The organism is Streptomyces sp. NPDC050564, assembly GCF_044457265.1.
GTDB lineage: Bacteria > Actinomycetota > Actinomycetes > Streptomycetales > Streptomycetaceae > Streptomyces.
The window spans coordinates 1-16,475 of sequence record NZ_JBITGS010000012.1 but is presented as its reverse complement, the minus strand read 5'-3'; the positions used below and the strand labels follow the sequence as shown (position 1 = coordinate 16,475).

Here is a 16,475-nt window from a genome sequence, read left to right as displayed (position 1 = left end):
TCATTGTTTCGATGTACTCAATGAACGGAAGGGTGACCGCCCTCACAGGCCGGGAGATAGTCACCGCATCCCCCCGGGAGTCCACGCCTCCCGGATCCCCGGACGTGAGCCGCACGCCGGGTTCCCCCGGTCGTGAGCCGCACGCCGGATGATGCCGACGACGTCGTCAAGGAGGGCAGCCGTGGCCAGCACACCGCTCACCGCACCTGCCGCACCCGCAGCCAAGCGGGACCGCACCCACTATCTCTACATCGCGGTGATCATCGCGGTCGCCCTCGGCATCGCCGTGGGATTCGCCGCGCCGGACTTCGCCAAGGAGCTCAAGCCGATCGGCACGGGCTTCGTGAGCCTGATCAAGATGATGATCTCCCCGATCATCTTCTGCACGATCGTGCTCGGCGTCGGCTCCGTACGGAAGGCCGCCAAGGTCGGCAAGGTCGGTGGGCTCGCGCTCGGCTACTTCATCGCCATGTCCTTCGTGGCACTCGCCATCGGCCTGGTCGTCGGCAACATCATCCACCCGGGCAGCGGGATGCACCTGACCGAGGCCGTGAAGGGCGTCGGGCACACGCAGGCCGAGGCCGCGGCCGAGGGGCCCGTCGACTTCGTCCTCGGGATCATCCCGACCACCTTCGTGTCGGCCTTCACCGAGGGCCAGGTGCTGCAGACCCTGCTCGTCGCGCTGCTCACGGGCTTCGCGCTGCAGGCGATGGGGCGCGCCGGTGAGCCGGTGCTGCGCGGGGTGGAGCACATTCAGAAGCTGGTCTTCCGGGTACTCGGCATGATCATGTGGGCCGCGCCCGTCGGTGCCTTCGGCGCCATGGCCGCCGTCATCGGCGAGACCGGAATGGACGCCCTGAAGGCGCTGGGCACGATCATGCTCGGCTTCTACATCACCTGCTTCCTGTTCATCGTGATCGTGCTCGGCACGCTGACGAAGCTGGTGGCCAAGGTCAGCCTCTTCCAGCTGCTGAAGTACCTGGGCCGGGAGTTCCTGCTGATCGTCTCCACCTCATCGTCGGAGTCCGCGCTGCCGCGGCTCATCGCCAAGATGGAGCACCTGGGCGTCAGCCGTCCGGTCGTCGGCATCACGGTGCCGACCGGCTACTCCTTCAACCTCGACGGCACGATGATCTACCTGACGATGGCCTCGCTGTTCATCGCCGACGCGATGGACCAGCCGATGAGCATCGGCCAGCAGATCGGGCTGCTGCTCTTCATGATGGTCGCCTCGAAGGGTGCCGCCGGTGTCTCCGGTTCCGGTATCGCGGTCCTCGCCAGCGGTCTTCAGTCGCACAAGCCCGCCCTGGTCGACGGCGTCGGCCTGATCATCGGCATCGACCGGTTCATGAGCGAGGCGCGTGCCGTCACCAACTTCGCGGGGAACGCGGTCGCGACTCTGCTGATCGGTACCTGGACGGGTGAGGTCGACAAGGAGCGCGTGAACCGGGTTCTCGCCGGTGAGCTGCCGTTCGACGAGAAGACCCTGCTGGACGAGGAGCCGGACGGCGCCCACGTGGACGTGCCCGAGCAGGGCGGCGAGAAGGAGCTCGCCAAGGCGTAAACGGCTACCGGGACCGCGGTCCAAGAGGCGCCGTCCGGCGACCACGCTGGTCGCACGGTCCCCCGCTCCCCTCGCGGGGCGCCTCTCCCGAACCGGGCGTGCCCTCCTGAACGGGGCGCGCCCCCAAGGCGCCGAGTGGCTGGGTCCTCCCCCCGTGGACCTGGCCGCCGGCCCTTTTGTTTGCGTCGCCTCGGTCGCTTCTCCGTTGCTTCAGTCGCTCAGTTTCGCCACCAGCTCGGCGGCGCGGGAGGCGGGTACGCCCGCCGTGGTCAGTATGGTGACCGCGGCGGAGCGGCCCGCCTCTTCGGGTGCCAGGAGGCTGTCGTTCACGGCCTCCATGAGGGCGAAGAGCATCTGTTCGTGCACGTACGCCAGTGCCGGCGCCGGTAGTGGTGACTCGAACACGCCCTGATCCAGGCCGCGTCGGAGCACCTCCGCGCAGGCCTCTCGCACGGGCGTGAGCCGCTCGCGGATGCCCTGGACCGTGACGCTGCGCTGGGCGAGCGCGACCAGCAGCCGGTACCGGTCGGCGACCTCCCACACGGCGAGGGTCGAGCGGACCAGCGACTCCGCGGGGTCCTCGACGCCCTCCCGGCCCCGGGCATGCGCCGTCTCCACCGCCTCCGCGGCCCCTTCGAAGAGCGTCCCGATCAACGCCTCCCGGCTGGGGAAGTGCCCGTACACCGTGCGCCGTACGACGCCCGCGGCCCGTGCGATCTGGTCCATGGACGCGTCGGGGTCGCGAAGCAGCTCGGCGAGCGCCACGTCGAGGATGCGACGGCGGTTCGCATCGGCGCGGCTGACGTTACCCGTGGTCATGGCTGCCATTGTGCATGCCCTTCGCCGAGGTCCTGGCCTACGTCCACAGGGCCTCCACCTCGTTGATTTGCACAGTGCTGTGCAGCGTCGTACATTGCACATGACCGTGCAATTGCACGCCACTGTGCAAATCGAGCGAGGAAAGGGCGACCGTACCCATGCGTCTCGTCATGAACGAACCGGTCGAGAGGATGGACCGGCCCTACGCCCGGCGCTGGTGGGCGCTGCTGGTGCTCTGCCTGAGTCTGCTGATCATCGTGATGGCGAACACCGCCCTCACGGTCGCGGCCCCCGACATGACCCAGGATCTGGGCCTGTCCAGCGCCGACCTGCAGTGGGTCATCGACGGCTACACCGTTCCGTACGCCGCGCTGATGCTGCTGCTCGGCGCGATCGGCGACAAGTACAGCCGCCGCGGCGCACTCGTGCTGGGGCTCGTCGTGTTCGGGGCGGGCGCCGTCGCGGGATCCCTCGTCGGCAGTTCCACGGGGGTCATCGCGGCCCGTGCGGTCATGGGGGTCGGTGCGGCGATGATCATGCCCGCCACGCTCTCCCTGCTCGCCGCGACCTTCCCCCGTGCGGAGCGGGCGAAGGCGATCACCCTGTGGACCGCCACGGCCGGACTCGCGATCGCCGCCGGTCCGCTGGTCGCGGGTGCGCTGTTGCAGCAGCACGGCTGGTCGTCCACGTTCCTGATCAACGTGCCCGTCGCCGCGCTCGCGATCGTCGGCACCTTCGTCCTCGTACCGCCTTCCAAAGCCGCGCACCACAACCGCATCGACTACGTGGGCGGCCTGCTGTCCGTGGTCTGGATCGGCTCGCTGGTCTACATGATCATCGAGGGTCCGCACTTCGGCTGGGGCGTGAAGGCCGTGACCGCCGCGATCGTGGCGGGCGTCGGCCTGGTGCTCTTCGTGGTGTGGGAACTGCGCCACCCCCGCCCGGTGATCGACGTACGCCGCTTCGCGAACCGCCGCTTCGCCGGCTCGAACCTCGCCGTCGCGCTCTTCTTCCTGGCCGTCTTCGGCGCCTTCTACTACCTCACCCAGCACCTCCAATTCGTCCTCGGATACGACGCGTTGGACACCGGGGTGCGCATGCTGCCGCTCGCCGGCGCCGTCTTCGTCGGCTCGGCCCTCACCGGCTACCTCACCCCGCGCATCGGCATGAAGATCACGGTCACCGCCGGCATGGTCGGTGGCACGGTGGCGCTCGCGCTGCTCACCCAGGTGGACGCGGCATCCTCGTACGGCGATTTCGTCCTGCCCCTCGTCATTCTGGGCCTCGCGATCGGGCTTGCGCTCTCGCCCTGCACGGACGCCATCATGGGCGCCTTCCCCGAGTCCGAACTGGGCGTAGGCGGCGCGGTGAACGACACCTCCCTGGAACTCGGAGGCTCGCTCGGCATCGCCATCCTCGGATCGGTGCTGGCGAGTTCGTACTCCTCGCACCTCGCGGACGCGACGGCGGGCGGCAGGCTTCCCGCGGGTGCCCTCGCCACGGCCCAGGACTCGGTGGGCGCCGGGTACGCCGTCGCCCAGGGCATCGGCGACAAGGCTCGCCAGGTCGGCGAGCAGGCCGCCCACGCGAGCAGCACCCAGCAGGCCGCGCAGTTCAAGGCCCAGTCCGACCAACTCGCCCATGGCGCACGGCAGATGGCGGACGCGGTCGGTTCGTCCTTCGCGGACGCGGTCTCGCACACCAGCCTTGTCGGCGCGGTGATTCTGGGGCTGGGAACGGTGCTGGTGGCGGTGCTGCTGCCGCGGAACGGGCGTGCGGTGGAGATCGAGGCCGAAGGCGAGGCGGAGTCCGAGGTGGATTCCGGTCTCGCGGTGACGCCTGATGCCGCGGCCGAGGCGGCGTCGGACGAACCCGGGCCCGAGCCCGAGCTCGACACCGAGCCCGCGGGCAGCGCGACGCGTTGACCGCCTCCGGAGGCCACGGCAGGCGGCGCGACGCGCTGTTCGCCCCCGGAACCGTGACCCTCCGGCGGTCGTCTCGTAGAACATGCACTACCGTGCCGTGCCGGACTGACCGGCACGGCACGGCACGTTCTGCGGAGGGCACGGAGCATGAAGATCGACTGGGACCGGCGCACGTGCGCGCGGCGCGGCCACGTGACGTACGCGCCCGACGAGTCGGCGCTGCGCACGCGACTGTGTGCCGAGACGAGCCTCGGCGAGGCCTGGCGCTGTCTGCGCTGCGGTGACTTCGCGCTCGGCGCCCCGCACGGCTCGGGTCCCGCGGACGAAGCCCCGCTCGTGCCGCGCGGCAAGGTGCTGCGCGATCTGTTCATCCTGCGCTTCCTGGCCATCGAACGGGCCGTGCGCGGCGTGTTCATCGTGCTGGTCGCGGCCGCCGTGTGGAAGTTCAGCAACAGCCAGAACTCGGTGCGCCGGCTCTTCGACGAGTACCTGGACGTCTTCCGCCCGGTCTTCAAGCACTTCCACTACGACCTCGACCACTCACCCGTGGTCGGCACCATCCAGAAGACCTTCGGCTACAAGCACTCCACGCTGGTGCTGGTGGCCGTGCTGCTCCTCGCCTACGCCCTGATCGAACTCGTCGAGGCGGGCGGGCTCTGGTACGCCAAGCGCTGGGCCGAGTACCTCACGGTCGTCGCCACCGCCGCCTTCCTCCCGCTGGAGATCTACGAACTCACCGAGCACGTCAGCTATCTGAAGATCGCCACGCTTGTCCTCAACATCATCGCCGTGCTCTACATCGCCCTCGCCAAGCGCCTGTTCGGGCTGCGCGGCGGCCGCAAGGCCTTCGAGGAGGAGCGGCACAGCGCGTCGCTGCTGGAGGTGGAGGAGTCGGCGGGCCTGGAGCCGTCTCACGCGTAGGGACGGCAGGCGCGGAGCCGTCTCTCACGCGTAGCGGGTCGGCGGGCGCGGAGCCGCCTCATGAGCAGGGGGTCGGCGTGCCCGGAGCCGGCTTATGCGCAGGGGGCGGCAGGCCCCCAACCGGCTTACGCGTACGGGTCGGTGATCTCCCGCAGCATCGTCAGCGCCTGTCTCAGCTGGGTCATCCGACGCTTGCCGAGGTGCGCCTCCCACTCCTTCTCGACCTCGGCGACGACGCCGGCGGCGATGGGCTGCGTCGCCAGCGCCCGCTCGGCGAGGCACACCAGGCGGGCCCGCTTGTCCGTCGGGTCCGGCCTGCGCCGCACATAGCCCGCCTTCTCCAACTGGTCGACCAGGAAGCCCGCGGTCTGCTTGGTGACCTGGGCCTGTTCGGCGAGGTCGGTCAGCCGTGTGCCGTTCGGGCCGATGCGCTGCATGACCCGGGCCTGGGCGGGCGTGAAGTCGTCGAAGCCCGCCTCGGCGAGCGCGGCGAAGACGCGGTTCTCCAGGGCCCGGTAGGGGATGAACAGGAGCAGCCCCGTGTTGAGCTCGCTCTCCGGCACCATGGTCGGTGCTCCCTCCGCGCCTTGACAGTGGTCAGAGTCTCTGACTAATTTGGTCAGGGAATCTTACCACTTGAGTGGGTGGTGATCGCCGTGGATGTCGTGCTGGGCGTGGACGAGAGCTGGCGGATCGTCGACCGCGAGCGGGCGAGTCTCGCGGATCTGCTGGAGAGGCTGAGCCCTCAGGAGTGGGAGCGGCCCACACAGTGCGACGACTGGCGGGTACGGGACGTCGCCGCGCATCTGACCCTCGCGGCGCGCCTGTCGTACGGGGCGGCCGTCCGCGAATTCGCCCGCGCCCGCGGGAACGTCGACCGCATGATCCACGACACCGCCGTCCGTGAGGCGCGACTGCCCGTCGCCGAGATCGTCGCGAACCTCCGCTCGATCACCGGCTCCCGCCGTCTTGCCCCCAGCACCACCCGCCGCGAACCCCTCCTCGACATCCTCGTCCACGGCCAGGACATCACCCTCGCGATCGGCCGGGAACGCACCATGCCCGTCGAGGCGGCCCGCGACGCCGCCGACCGGGTGTGGACCATGCGGTTCCCGCCCAGGCCCTGGCTCCACCCGCGGGGCCGGCTCGTCGCCACCGACGTGGAATGGACGCGCGGTGCGGGGGCGGAGATCAGTGGCCCGATCTCCGCGCTGCTGCTCCTGCTGACGGGGCGTACGCAGGCCGCTGCTCCCCGGCTCAACAGGGCCATGACCATGGACAATTGAGCCCGCTTCAGCGGGCAGGCCGGCGCCCGGGGGAGGCGCCACGGGGGAGCGAAGCGGCGGGCCCGGCCAAGGGGCCCGCCGCTTTGACCGTACGGAGTACCGGCGCCGTCTCCAGCGTGCGGATCGCGTCGAGCGCGCCCAGACGGCGGGTCAGGTAGCGGTGCAGGGCGGCCGGGTCCGGGCAGAGGGCCTGGGCGACCAGGTTGGTCGGGCCGGTGGTCGCCGCGACGAACGCCAACTCGTCGTGCCCGGCCAGGGTGTGGGCCACCGCGTCGAGATGGGCCGGGGCGACCGACATCCACAACAGGGCCTGTGCGGTGGCTCCCAGCAGTGTGTCGTTCATGTCGACGTCGAAGAAGAGAGCCCCTGAGGACTGCAGGTCGGCCAGGCGGCGGGCGACCGTCGCGGGGGACCAGCCGGTGGCCGCGGCGAGATCGGCGTGGCTCGCGCGGCCGTCGTGCGCGAGGGCGGTCAGCAGGGCGTGATCGGCGTCGGTGAGCGGCCGTGCTCCGGCCGACTCGCCGTCGGCGGGCTCCAGTTGACGGCGCTGCTGCTCGCTCAGGGCTCCCGCCCGGCCGCGCCACGCCGTCGGACCGCCGAGGTAGGTGTGCAGCAGGCAGTGGGCCGAGACCGCGGTGATCCCGGCCGTGCGCGGGATGTCGTGCAACAGCAGCCCGTGGCCGTCGGAGACGTCGACGGTCGTCTGGACCACGGCCAGGATCTCCGTGCCGCCCGACGCCAGCCGTACCCACGACGTGTCCGGGCGGCGGGCCAGGGCGTGTGCCAGGTCCTGCGCGGTGTGCGGCCCCGCGGTCAGCCGCACCAGCCACTGGGTGCGCCCCGTGTGCCGCGGATCGGCCAGCCCGACCACCCGCAACGACGCCTCCGCGCACAGCCGCCGGTAGCGCCGCGCCACGGTCTGCGTCGATACGCCCAGCACCGCACCGATTCGGCTGAAGGCCGCCCGGCCGTCGATGTGCAGTGCCTGCACGAGACCGCGGTCGATGTCATCGAGCATGAGTGGATTCCTTGCTGGTGTCGCCCTTGATGGAAGTAATCGGCAACTACACCCCTGAAAGTGGAACACCGAGGGTACGGCCGAGCAGGCTCGTTGGCGAACGCGCAGGGTGGGGCGCCGGGTCGCGGCGGCGGTCCGGCTCGCGGCGGCGGGTCGGCTCGGTGTGCGGCGGGCGGACCCGTGGTGGCCGACCGGCTCGTGTGCCGGCCCGGGCCGCGACGGCGGTTCGGCCGGCGGCTGTGTATCGGCTCGGTGTGCGGCGGGCCGACCCGTGCCGACGGACCGGCTCGCGACTGTGGATCGGCTCGCGACCGTGGATCGGCCCGTGTGCCGGATCGGCCTGCGTACGGCGGACCGGCCAGTACGGCCGACCCGCCCGGCAATCAGCGGCCGTCAGCCCGCGTACGGCCGTCAGCCCGCTCAGGGCAGTCGGCCGCCGTCGCACGGCGGCCGCCAAACACCACCGCGCACCGCCCCGCACCGCCCCGCACCACCGACCCTGCACCAGACCCGAAGGAGTCCACCCATGCCCAGGTCGAACACCTATCGCCACCGCTGGCCCGCGCTGGCTGTTCTTCTCGTCGCCGAGGCGATGAATCTGCTCGATGCCACGATCATGACCGTGGCCGCCCCGGCCATCCACGCCGACCTGGGAGGCCCGGTCTCGGACATCCAGTGGTACGGCGCCGCCTACACCCTGCCGTTCGCGGTGCTGCTCATCGCGGGCGGACGCCTCGGCGACATCGCCGGGCGCAGGCGGGTCTTCGTGATCGGCGTCGCCGGATTCGTCCTCGCCTCGCTGACCTGCGCCTTCGCCCCGTCGGCCGGGCTGCTGATCGGCGCCCGGGCCGTGCAGGGGGCCGCCGCCGCGCTCGTCATCCCGCAGACGATCGGACTGATCCGCGTGATGTTCGACGGGGACGAACTCGCCCGGGCCATGGGCAGCATCGGCCCGGTCATGGGCCTCGCGGCCGTCTGCGGACCGGTGGCCGGCGGGGTGCTGACCCATACCGCCTCATGGCACGCGGTGTTCTTCGTCAATGTGCCGCTGGGGCTCGGGGCGCTTCTGGCGACCCCGCTGCTCAGGGAGGACCGGTCGGCGCACCGCCCCCGCCTCGACCTCGTCGGCACGGTGCTGGTGAGCGGGGTGGTCGGATCGATCACGTACCCCTTGATCCAGGGCGCCGACTCCCGTTCGTACGCCGCTGCCTGGGGACTGGGCATCGCCCTCTGCGCGGCCTTCGTCCTGCACCAGCGCCACCGCACCCGTCGCGCGCTCAGCCCCCTCGTCGAACCGAGCCTTTTCGGCAATCGCGGCTTCTTTGCCGCCCTGCTCGGCTCGGTGCTCTTCTTCGCCGTGGTCGGCGGACTGATGCTGGTCGTCGTGGTGCAGCTCCAACTCGGTCCGCACATCGGGGTCCTGGCCGCGGGACTGACGCTGCTGCCGTGGTCCTGCGCGATGGGGATCTCCTCATGGACGGCGGGCCGGCGCCTGGTCCCGCGGTACGGGTCCGGGGTGATGTACGCGGGCCTCGCCGCGCTGCTCGCCGGTGTACTCGGAGCCGTCGCGGCGTACGCCACCGTGCCGGCGACCGGCTACCCGTGGCCGTTGCTCGCCGCGCTCGCCGTGTGCGGTGTCGGCCAGGGCCTGTTCGCCGTGCCGTTCTTCACGACGGCCCTCCACAGGGTCCGTCCGCACGAGACCGGTTCGGCGGCCGGGCTGCTCAACGCGGTGCAGCAGCTCGGCTCCACGCTGGGCGTCGCCCTGCTCGGCAGTGTCTACTTCCGGGGCGGGGCCGAGGACGCGTTCTGGGCGGCGGCCGGGCTGCTGGTCGCCACGGGCGCGGCGGTGGTCTTCATGGTCCCGAGGCGGGCGCCTGCTTACCTTTCGGTGCGTAGCTGACCAAATAGTCGGTACTTGTCCGAGTTGCCCTCGGGCCGGGACCGTCTGACGCGCAGGCTGCTGGGAGTTCGGACCCAGGGGCCGTTCCTCCAGGAGGAGGCACCCCGCATCGTCCTGGAGGACGATCAGGACCAGTAGTTCACTCTCGGCCCGCGGCCGCGTCAAGGCGTGCCAGCTCCTCCGTGCCCAGTACCAGGTCCGTCGCCCCCGCCGAGTCCCGGATCGTCTCCGGGCGGCTGGCGCCCGGGATCGGGATCGCGTGGGGGGAGGTCGCCAACAGCCAGGCCAGGCACACCTGTTGGGGGCTCACGCCGTGCTCGCGGGCCACCGTGTGGAAGGCGCCGAAGGTGTCGTCGGACGCCACCTTCGACGGGCCGTCCAGGGAACTGCGTGAGATGCCGCCGAGCGGACTCCAGGGCAGGAAGGCGATGCCGAGTGCGGCGCACAGGCGGAGCTCCGGCTCGCTGTGCCGTACCGCGGGGGAGTACTGGTTCTGGACCGAGGCGAGGCGGTCGCCGAGGATCGCGTGGGCCTGGTGGATCTGGTCGGTGGTCGTGTTGGAGATGCCGGCCAGGCGGATCTTGCCCTCGTCGAGGAGTTCGCGCAGGGCGCCGACCGAGTCCTCGAAGGAGACGGCGGGGTCGGGCTTGTGGAGCTGGTAGAGGCCGATCGCCTCGACGCCGAGTCGTTTCAGGGAGGCCTCCGCGGCCGACTTCAGGTGCCGGGGGGACCCCGTCACCGTCCAGCTGCCGTCGGCCGGTCTGCCGCGGCCGCCCTTCGTGGTCACCAGCACATCGCTGGTGTCGCTGCCGTACGTCGCCAGGGCCCGGGCCAGGAGCCGTTCGTTGTGGCCGGGCTCGGCGCCGGGCAGGTGGTACGAGTCCGCCGTGTCGAGGAGGGTCACGCCCGCGTCGAGGGCGGCGTGCACTGTGGCGAGGGCCCGCGCCTCGTCCGGGCGGCCCTCGATGGACAGGGGCATCGCGCCGAGGCCGATCGCGCCGACGTGGAGGTCTCCAAGAGCCCTGGTCAGCATGTCAGTTGTCCTTTCCGAGCGTCTCGGCGATCGCGCGCGGCAGCCACTGCCCGGACTGGCCGAAGGTGAAACCGAGCCGCGTGGCCCGGGAGTTGTCCATCCCGTACGAGCGGGCGAACGAGAACGGCGAGACCTCTCCGACCTCGACACTCCGCAAGACCGTCCTGCCCTCCGGGATGCGCGCGGCCACCGCCTCACACAACTCCTCGGTGGTGAGAACCCCGTGGGAGGCGGCGTTCACCGGCCCGGTGAAGTCCGCGCCCGCCGCCCAGGCGAGAAAGTCCGCGATCTCCTCGACATGGATGTAGGTCGCCGAGTGGTTCACGACGGGCACGGCGATCGGTTCGCCCGTGCGGATACGGTCGGTGTAGTGGTCGAGGCGGCCGGTGAAGTCGTCGTCCCCGCCCAGGACATGGGCGACGCGGACGGCCACGTACGGGAACGCGGGCTCGGCCGCTCGGGTGCCGGCGAAGACCGCCTCGGCCTGCCGCTTGCCCTCGCCGTAGTGCGAGTCGAGGAACTCCGGGTCGTCCCAGGGGAGTTCCAGGTCGACGGCGACCGTGCGAGGGTCCACGGCGTCCTCGCGCACGAGGGCCGCCGAGTCCTCGTATTCGTACACCTCGACGGTGGACGTCATGACGTACCGCCGCGTGCGCCCCGCGAACACCCTTCGGGCGATCTCCGCCTGCCGGGGCGTATAGCAGACCTGGTCGATGACGACGTCGAAAGTCCGCGAACCCAGCGCCTTCTCCAGGGAATTCTCGTCATTGCGGTCGGCGACCAGATGAATTGCCCCTGCGGGCGGTGCCGACGAACCGCGATTGATGACGGTGACCCGGTCACCGGCGGCCATCAGCCGCGCTATCAGACGCTTTCCGAAATACCGGTTCCCGCCGATGACGCATATCTCGCGCACGACGCCCTCCCCGCTTCTCATTCCGTGTTCCCCTGCCCTGTGGTCATAATTCTCCCGGCATAGGGGTGAGGTCTGAAGGGGGAGTCATGGGAGATTCGGCCGCGGCACCGAAGGAACCACGGCAGCTGCGTGCCGCCACCAACGAAACGTCGGTGGCCTTCGACGCGCTCGACCGGCAGATCCTGGAGCTGTTGCAGAGCGACGGCCGGATCAAGCTCAGCGAGCTGGGCCGCCGCGTCCGGTTGAGCCCGGCGGCCGTCGCCGAACGCGTCCGGCGCCTGGAGTCCGCGGGCGCCATCACCGGCTACGGCGCCCATGTCTCACCGGCCCGCCTCGGCTACGGCATCCAGGCATTCATCCGCGTCAACCCGCACGGCGGCTACACCCTGAAGCACCCCAGGACCCTTGAGCTCCTGTCCCGCCCCGAGGTCGTCGAGGTCCACCACGTCGTCGGCGAGGACTGCTGGATTCTCAAGGTCGCCGTCGAGGACACGATCCACCTGGAGGACGTCCTGGAGCAGACCTCCGCGCTGGGGCGTACGACGACCTCGATCGTGCTGTCCTCGCCGGTGGGGCGGAAGCCGCTGCTGCCGCCTATTGGACGCTGATGCGATGAGGGTGGGCGGGGTCGGCGGGGCACACGAAGAGATAGCCGGTTCCCCAGCGGCCGACGGCGACCTCCGTCGGCGTCTTGATGCCATCCGTACCGACGAGGGGGAGATCCTCCAGCGGTGTCCAGCTGGACTCGGCCCCGTCCCACTCGTAGCTCGCGATGGCGAGCAGCATCTCCATCGGCTGCCGGCACTCGCCACACTCCGTCCGAGCCGGATCGGTGACGTGCCACGAGGCGTATCCGCCGGCTTTCCACCCCGGGGCGATCGACAGATCGGTCTGGTAGACGAAGTCCTCCGTGTCCCACTCGTCGATCGCGTCCCGCAGCGGTTCCGGGAGCAGATCGGAGTACTGGTGCTCCACCACCTGTTCCGGATGCAGGACGCATGGCTCGGGTACATAGACGTCCGACCCGACGACTTCCGGCTCGGGCTGTGGGTCCAACACCTGTGTGACGGTGCCCGCATCACGCCAGCGCAGCTGCAGTGACATGCCGTAACCCGTCGGGCCGTGCCGGTCGAAGGGACACCAGAACACCTGGAGGAGGTCGCGGTCGGCGGGGCCCGCGGTCAGATCGGGTATGTCGCGGCGATACAGCTGGGTCAGACCGATCATCGGGATCGGGTCGGTGTCCGTCAGCCACGGCGCGTGGCGTCCGCGACGGAGCGAGTCGAGGATCTCGCGCTCCTCGTCGGTCGGTCCGGGCCGTTCACCGGGTCGCGGCGTACGCGCCCACGCCTGCGCCAGGATGCGCCGGCGGCGCCTGATGTCCGCGGGCCGCTCCCCGCTGCTCCGCCGGTGCGGCTCCGTGCATACCGGCCAGGGTTCATCGGCGGGCCACAGCAGCGGCCCGCCGACCGAGCTGTCCGCGACGGAGGGCTTCCCCGGTCGCGGATGCAGACGTGTGGTCGTACGTCGGTGGGCGTCCAGGCCGGGAAAGAGTGCCTCCGCGTCGAGCGGGCGCGGCGGGGTCGTACGCCTCATCGGGCCAGTCACAGGATCGGGTCCTCACTGTTTGCGTTGACGTCGGCGTCAAGGATTACCGTCAACGCATGCGAATCGGCGAGCTGGCGGCGCGGGCCGGGACGACCACGCGGACTCTGCGGTACTACGAGTCGCGGGGGCTGGTGCCCGCGCGGCGGGGCGAGAACGGGTACCGGACGTACGACGAGCACGACCTGCGGCTGCTGCGGCAGATCAGGACGTTGCAGGACTTCGGGTTCGACCTGGAGGAGACGCGGCCCTTCGTGGAATGTCTGCGGGCCGGGCATCCGGAGGGCGACTCGTGCCCCGCGTCGCTCGCGGTCTACCGCCGCAAGCTCGGCGAACTCGACGCGCTGATCGACGAGTTGCAGTCGGTGCGCGCGATGGTCGGTGAGCAGTTGGCGCGGGCGGAGCGCGCGCGTGACGAGCTGGCGGCCGACGCGGAGGTTCCGGGCGGCCCGGAACCCGTATGCGAACTGGGAGGGCGGACGCGATGATCAAGGCGGCAGGCCTGGCCGAGGTGACGGACGCGGACTTCGGGGCGGAGGTGATCGGGGCGGATCTGCCCGTGCTGGTGGAGTTCACGGCCGACTGGTGTCCGCCGTGCCGGCAGATGGGGCCGGTGCTCAGCGCCCTTGCCTTCGAGGAGGGCGACCGGCTCAAGGTCGTCCAGCTGGATGTGGACACCAATCCACAGACGACACTCGCTTACGGGGTGCTGTCGATGCCGACGTTCATGGTGTTCCAGGGAGGCGAGCCCGTGAAGTCGATGGTGGGCGCACGGCCCAAGCGACGGCTGCTGGAGGAGCTGTCCGACGTGCTCTGACCTTCCCCGGACCTTACCGGCCATACGAAAAATCCCCTGAGCGATTGCGCTCGGGGGATTTCTTTGCGTATATTCAATGATTCGCGACTTCACGGGGATTGGGTCGCGGAGAAGTTCACTGGCCACAGTATATCCGGGCGGGAGTGGAATTGTCAAACAGGGGCTCACACACAGAATTTCCCGACGATGAATTGCGGCATGAGCAAGAATTCATCGACGGGTTGTACGCGCGCGTGGACGCCCTGCGCGGGGTCACGGAGGCATCCGTGGGGGACGCGCTCGCCCAGGGCAGCACGCCCATGCAGGCCAGGCTCGAACGGGACGTCCTGGTCGCCGAGCGCTCGGGCCTGCTCGCCGCACTGAATGCCGTGGACGGTTCGCTGTGCTTCGGCCGCATCGACCTCACCAGCGGCGTCAGCCACCACATCGGCCGGATCGGCATCCGCGCCGACGACACCGAGCACACCCCGATGCTCATCGACTGGCGGGCCCCGGTCGCCCGTCCCTTCTACCTGGCCACCGGCCACACGCCCATGGGCCTGCGGCGGCGACGGCACATCACCACCGACGGCCGGCACGTCACCGACCTGCACGACGAGATCCTCGACCTCGGGGACCGCGAGCGGACCGGGCACGAGGACCCCACCGGCGACGCGGTGCTCCTGGCCGCGCTCAACTCCGCGCGCACCGGACGCATGAGCGACATCGTGCAGACCATCCAGGCCGAGCAGGACCAGATCATCCGCGCGCCGTACCGGGGCGTGCTGGTGGTGGAAGGCGGTCCCGGCACGGGCAAAACGGCCGTGGCGCTGCACCGCGCGGCGTATCTGCTCTACGAGTACCGGGAACTGCTCGCCAAGCGCGCCGTCCTCATCGTCGGCCCCAACCCGGCCTTCCTCGGCTACATCGGCGAGGTGCTGCCCTCGCTCGGCGAGACGGGCGTCCTGCTCGCGACGGTCGGCGAGCTGTTCCCCGGCGTGAAGGCCACGGCGATCGACACCCCCGAGGCGGCCGCCGTGAAGGGCCGCGCCGACATGGCCGAGGTGCTGGCCGCCGTGGTCCGTGACCGCCAGGCCCTTCCCGACCCGGTGATCGCGATCGAGCACGACCGGGACATCCTGATGCTCGACGCCGGGCTGGTGCAGGTCGCGCGCGAACGCACCCGCGAGACCGAACTGCCCCACAACGTCGCGCGCGAGCACTTCGAGGGCCACATCCTCAACACCCTCACCGACATGTTGGCCGAACGTATCGGCACGGATCCGTTCGACGGCTCGAACCTCCTCGATGCGAGCGACATCACGCAGATCCGGGACGAGCTGGCCGAGAACCCCGAGGTGTGGGGCGCGATCGACCAGCTGTGGCCGCGGCTGACCCCGCAGCGGGTGGTCGCGGACTTCCTTGCCGAGCCGGAGGCATACGTCTCGCAGGAGGAGGCGGTGGCGATTCGGCGGCCGCTCACGCGCGAATGGAGCACCGCGGACGTCCCCCTTCTCGACGAGGCCGCCGAGCTGCTGGGTGAGGACGACCGGGTGACGCGGGCGATGGCCGACCAGGAGCGTCGTACCCAGATCGCGTACGCGCAGGGCGTCCTGGACGTCTCCTACGCCTCTCGGACCTACGAGTTCGAGGACAAGGACGAGGAGGACTCCGAGGTCCTGTCCGCGCACAACATCATCGACGCCGAGCGGATGGCCGAGCGGCACGAGGAGGACGACCACCGCAGCGCCGCCGAGCGGGCGGCGGCCGACCGGACCTGGGCCTTCGGCCACATCATCGTCGACGAGGCGCAGGAACTGTCGCCGATGGCGTGGCGCCTGCTGATGCGGCGGAGTCCCACGCGGTCCATGACGCTCGTCGGCGATCCCGCGCAGACCGCCGAGGCGGCGGGGGTCGGCTCCTGGTCCGAGATCCTCGCGCCGTACGTCGAGGACCGGTGGGAGCACACGCGTCTTGCCGTCAACTACCGGACTCCGTCCGAGATCATGGATGTGGCGGCGGAGGTGGTACGGGCGGAGCGTCCTGGGTTCGAGCCGCCTCGGTCCGTACGGTCCACTGGGGTACGGCCGTGGGTGCGCCCCGCTGGGGACGATCTTCCCGGCGCCGTCGCCAAGGCGGTGGCCGAGCTGACTCCCGTGGAGGGGCGGGTCGCTGTCATCGCCCCGCGTTCCCTGCATGCCTCGCTCGCCGGGCGGCTGGACGGGGTGACGGCGGGCGCCGAGCCCGATCTGACCCGCGCCGTCGTCCTTCTCGATCCTCGGCAGGCCAAGGGGTTGGAGTTCGACTCCGTCCTGGTGGTCGAGCCCGCGCTGTACGGGACGAGTGACCTGTATGTCGCGCTGACTCGGGCCACGCAGGCGCTGGGGGTGCTCCATACAGGGGAGTTGCCGGAGTCGTTGCGTGGGGTCGGGCTGAGGTAAAGGCGGGTTCTCGCCCCCTCCGCCCCTGCCCGTCCCGTACGCGCAGTTCCCCGCGCCCCTTCAGGGGCGCGGGGAACTGCGCAATCTTTTGGGCGGTCTGGGGGCGCAGCCCCCAGGGACGGGAACGGGCAGGGGCGGAGGGGGCGAAAAACGCCTAGGCGGGTCGCAGCCAGATGGTGGCCAGGGGTGGCAGGGTCAGTTGGATGCTGGCGGGGCGGCCGTGGGCGCCGGTGGGTTCGGGTTTGACG

General features: G+C 70.6%; 16 protein-coding genes. 10 read left to right on the top strand and 6 right to left on the bottom strand.

What is annotated here, in order from left to right:
* The first annotated feature begins 148 nt into the window (after positions 1-148).
* Positions 149-1,564, top strand: a complete 1,416-nt coding sequence (locus ACIBK0_RS20035; RefSeq protein WP_399081456.1) for a cation:dicarboxylate symporter family transporter — start codon at positions 149-151, stop codon at positions 1,562-1,564.
* A 210-nt stretch (positions 1,565-1,774) separates the two neighbouring features.
* On the opposite strand, the gene ACIBK0_RS20030 is transcribed toward ACIBK0_RS20035, so the two are convergent.
* Positions 1,775-2,392 carry a TetR/AcrR family transcriptional regulator gene (locus ACIBK0_RS20030; RefSeq protein WP_399081454.1) on the bottom strand — a complete coding sequence of 206 codons (618 nt, stop codon included), beginning with the start codon at positions 2,390-2,392 and terminating at the stop codon, positions 1,775-1,777.
* Positions 2,393-2,541: 149 nt separating this feature from the next.
* Here ACIBK0_RS20030 and ACIBK0_RS20025 point away from each other — a divergent pair, with 149 nt between their 5' ends.
* Both ACIBK0_RS20025 and ACIBK0_RS20020 read left to right on the top strand, forming a co-directional pair.
* On the top strand, positions 2,542-4,308 hold the full coding sequence (locus tag ACIBK0_RS20025) for an MFS transporter (protein ID WP_399081452.1): 1,767 nt from the start codon (positions 2,542-2,544) through the stop codon (positions 4,306-4,308).
* 147 nt (positions 4,309-4,455) lie between these two features.
* Entirely contained in the window at positions 4,456-5,229 is a 774-nt protein-coding gene (locus ACIBK0_RS20020; protein ID WP_399081450.1) for a DUF2127 domain-containing protein, read from the top strand.
* A 125-nt stretch (positions 5,230-5,354) separates the two neighbouring features.
* Here the strand turns inward: ACIBK0_RS20020 and ACIBK0_RS20015 are convergent, their stop codons facing one another.
* On the bottom strand, positions 5,355-5,795 hold the full coding sequence (locus tag ACIBK0_RS20015) for a MarR family winged helix-turn-helix transcriptional regulator (RefSeq protein WP_399081448.1): 441 nt from the start codon (positions 5,793-5,795) through the stop codon (positions 5,355-5,357).
* A 78-nt stretch (positions 5,796-5,873) separates the two neighbouring features.
* On the opposite strand from ACIBK0_RS20015, the gene ACIBK0_RS20010 reads away from it, so the two are divergent.
* Entirely contained in the window at positions 5,874-6,515 is a 642-nt protein-coding gene (locus ACIBK0_RS20010; RefSeq protein ID WP_399081446.1) for a maleylpyruvate isomerase family mycothiol-dependent enzyme, read from the top strand.
* Between the two features lie 7 nt (positions 6,516-6,522).
* On the opposite strand, the gene ACIBK0_RS20005 is transcribed toward ACIBK0_RS20010, so the two are convergent.
* The gene (locus ACIBK0_RS20005) at positions 6,523-7,533 is read right to left on the bottom strand and encodes an Lrp/AsnC family transcriptional regulator (RefSeq protein WP_399081444.1); all 1,011 of its coding nucleotides are present in this window, start codon (positions 7,531-7,533) and stop codon (positions 6,523-6,525) included.
* 526 nt (positions 7,534-8,059) lie between these two features.
* On the opposite strand from ACIBK0_RS20005, the gene ACIBK0_RS20000 reads away from it, so the two are divergent.
* Together ACIBK0_RS20000 and ACIBK0_RS19995 are read left to right on the top strand one after the other, a co-directional pair.
* The gene (locus tag ACIBK0_RS20000; RefSeq protein WP_399081442.1) at positions 8,060-9,436 is read left to right on the top strand and encodes an MFS transporter; all 1,377 of its coding nucleotides are present in this window, start codon (positions 8,060-8,062) and stop codon (positions 9,434-9,436) included.
* 15 nt (positions 9,437-9,451) lie between these two features.
* Positions 9,452-9,574, top strand: a complete 123-nt coding sequence (locus ACIBK0_RS19995; protein ID WP_399081440.1) for a hypothetical protein — start codon at positions 9,452-9,454, stop codon at positions 9,572-9,574.
* A gap of 1 nt (position 9,575) precedes the next feature.
* On the opposite strand, the gene ACIBK0_RS19990 is transcribed toward ACIBK0_RS19995, so the two are convergent.
* Together ACIBK0_RS19990 and ACIBK0_RS19985 are read right to left on the bottom strand one after the other, a co-directional pair.
* Complete coding sequence (locus ACIBK0_RS19990; protein WP_399081437.1) at positions 9,576-10,469, bottom strand: aldo/keto reductase; 894 nt, start codon at positions 10,467-10,469, stop codon at positions 9,576-9,578.
* 1 nt (position 10,470) lies between these two features.
* Positions 10,471-11,406 carry an NAD-dependent epimerase/dehydratase family protein gene (locus ACIBK0_RS19985; protein ID WP_399081435.1) on the bottom strand — a complete coding sequence of 312 codons (936 nt, stop codon included), beginning with the start codon at positions 11,404-11,406 and terminating at the stop codon, positions 10,471-10,473.
* A gap of 65 nt (positions 11,407-11,471) precedes the next feature.
* On the opposite strand from ACIBK0_RS19985, the gene ACIBK0_RS19980 reads away from it, so the two are divergent.
* Positions 11,472-11,993 (top strand): Lrp/AsnC family transcriptional regulator, encoded by a 522-nt coding sequence (locus ACIBK0_RS19980; protein ID WP_399081433.1) that lies wholly within the window; start codon positions 11,472-11,474, stop codon positions 11,991-11,993.
* Here the strand turns inward: ACIBK0_RS19980 and ACIBK0_RS19975 are convergent.
* On the bottom strand, positions 11,980-12,981 hold the full coding sequence (locus ACIBK0_RS19975; protein ID WP_399081431.1) for a hypothetical protein: 1,002 nt from the start codon (positions 12,979-12,981) through the stop codon (positions 11,980-11,982). The genes ACIBK0_RS19980 and ACIBK0_RS19975 overlap by 14 nt on opposite strands.
* A 68-nt stretch (positions 12,982-13,049) precedes the next feature.
* On the opposite strand from ACIBK0_RS19975, the gene ACIBK0_RS19970 reads away from it, so the two are divergent.
* From ACIBK0_RS19970 to ACIBK0_RS19960, 3 genes are all read left to right on the top strand, one after another.
* Complete coding sequence (locus ACIBK0_RS19970; protein ID WP_399081429.1) at positions 13,050-13,478, top strand: MerR family transcriptional regulator; 429 nt, start codon at positions 13,050-13,052, stop codon at positions 13,476-13,478.
* Complete coding sequence (locus tag ACIBK0_RS19965; RefSeq protein WP_399081427.1) at positions 13,475-13,807, top strand: thioredoxin family protein; 333 nt, start codon at positions 13,475-13,477, stop codon at positions 13,805-13,807. The genes ACIBK0_RS19970 and ACIBK0_RS19965 overlap by 4 nt, the downstream gene beginning before the upstream one ends.
* Positions 13,808-13,938: 131 nt before the next feature.
* Positions 13,939-16,227 (top strand): HelD family protein, encoded by a 2,289-nt coding sequence (locus tag ACIBK0_RS19960; RefSeq protein ID WP_399081894.1) that lies wholly within the window; start codon positions 13,939-13,941, stop codon positions 16,225-16,227.
* The last annotated feature ends 248 nt before the right edge of the window (positions 16,228-16,475 follow it).

Excerpts from the sequence above, each read along its gene's own strand:
- ACIBK0_RS20035 (WP_399081456.1), top strand. The coding sequence starts at position 149 with ATGATGCCGACGACGTCGTCAAGGAGGGCAGCCGTGGCCAGCACACCG.
- ACIBK0_RS20030 (WP_399081454.1), bottom strand. The coding sequence starts at position 2,392 with ATGGCAGCCATGACCACGGGTAACGTCAGCCGCGCCGATGCGAACCGC.
- ACIBK0_RS20025 (WP_399081452.1), top strand. The coding sequence starts at position 2,542 with ATGCGTCTCGTCATGAACGAACCGGTCGAGAGGATGGACCGGCCCTAC.
- ACIBK0_RS20020 (WP_399081450.1), top strand. The coding sequence starts at position 4,456 with ATGAAGATCGACTGGGACCGGCGCACGTGCGCGCGGCGCGGCCACGTG.
- ACIBK0_RS20015 (WP_399081448.1), bottom strand. The coding sequence starts at position 5,795 with ATGGTGCCGGAGAGCGAGCTCAACACGGGGCTGCTCCTGTTCATCCCC.
- ACIBK0_RS20005 (WP_399081444.1), bottom strand. The coding sequence starts at position 7,533 with ATGCTCGATGACATCGACCGCGGTCTCGTGCAGGCACTGCACATCGAC.
- ACIBK0_RS20000 (WP_399081442.1), top strand. The coding sequence starts at position 8,060 with ATGCCCAGGTCGAACACCTATCGCCACCGCTGGCCCGCGCTGGCTGTT.
- ACIBK0_RS19990 (WP_399081437.1), bottom strand. The coding sequence starts at position 10,469 with ATGCTGACCAGGGCTCTTGGAGACCTCCACGTCGGCGCGATCGGCCTC.
- ACIBK0_RS19985 (WP_399081435.1), bottom strand. The coding sequence starts at position 11,406 with ATGAGAAGCGGGGAGGGCGTCGTGCGCGAGATATGCGTCATCGGCGGG.
- ACIBK0_RS19980 (WP_399081433.1), top strand. The coding sequence starts at position 11,472 with ATGGGAGATTCGGCCGCGGCACCGAAGGAACCACGGCAGCTGCGTGCC.
- ACIBK0_RS19975 (WP_399081431.1), bottom strand. The coding sequence starts at position 12,981 with ATGAGGCGTACGACCCCGCCGCGCCCGCTCGACGCGGAGGCACTCTTT.
- ACIBK0_RS19970 (WP_399081429.1), top strand. The coding sequence starts at position 13,050 with ATGCGAATCGGCGAGCTGGCGGCGCGGGCCGGGACGACCACGCGGACT.
- ACIBK0_RS19965 (WP_399081427.1), top strand. The coding sequence starts at position 13,475 with ATGATCAAGGCGGCAGGCCTGGCCGAGGTGACGGACGCGGACTTCGGG.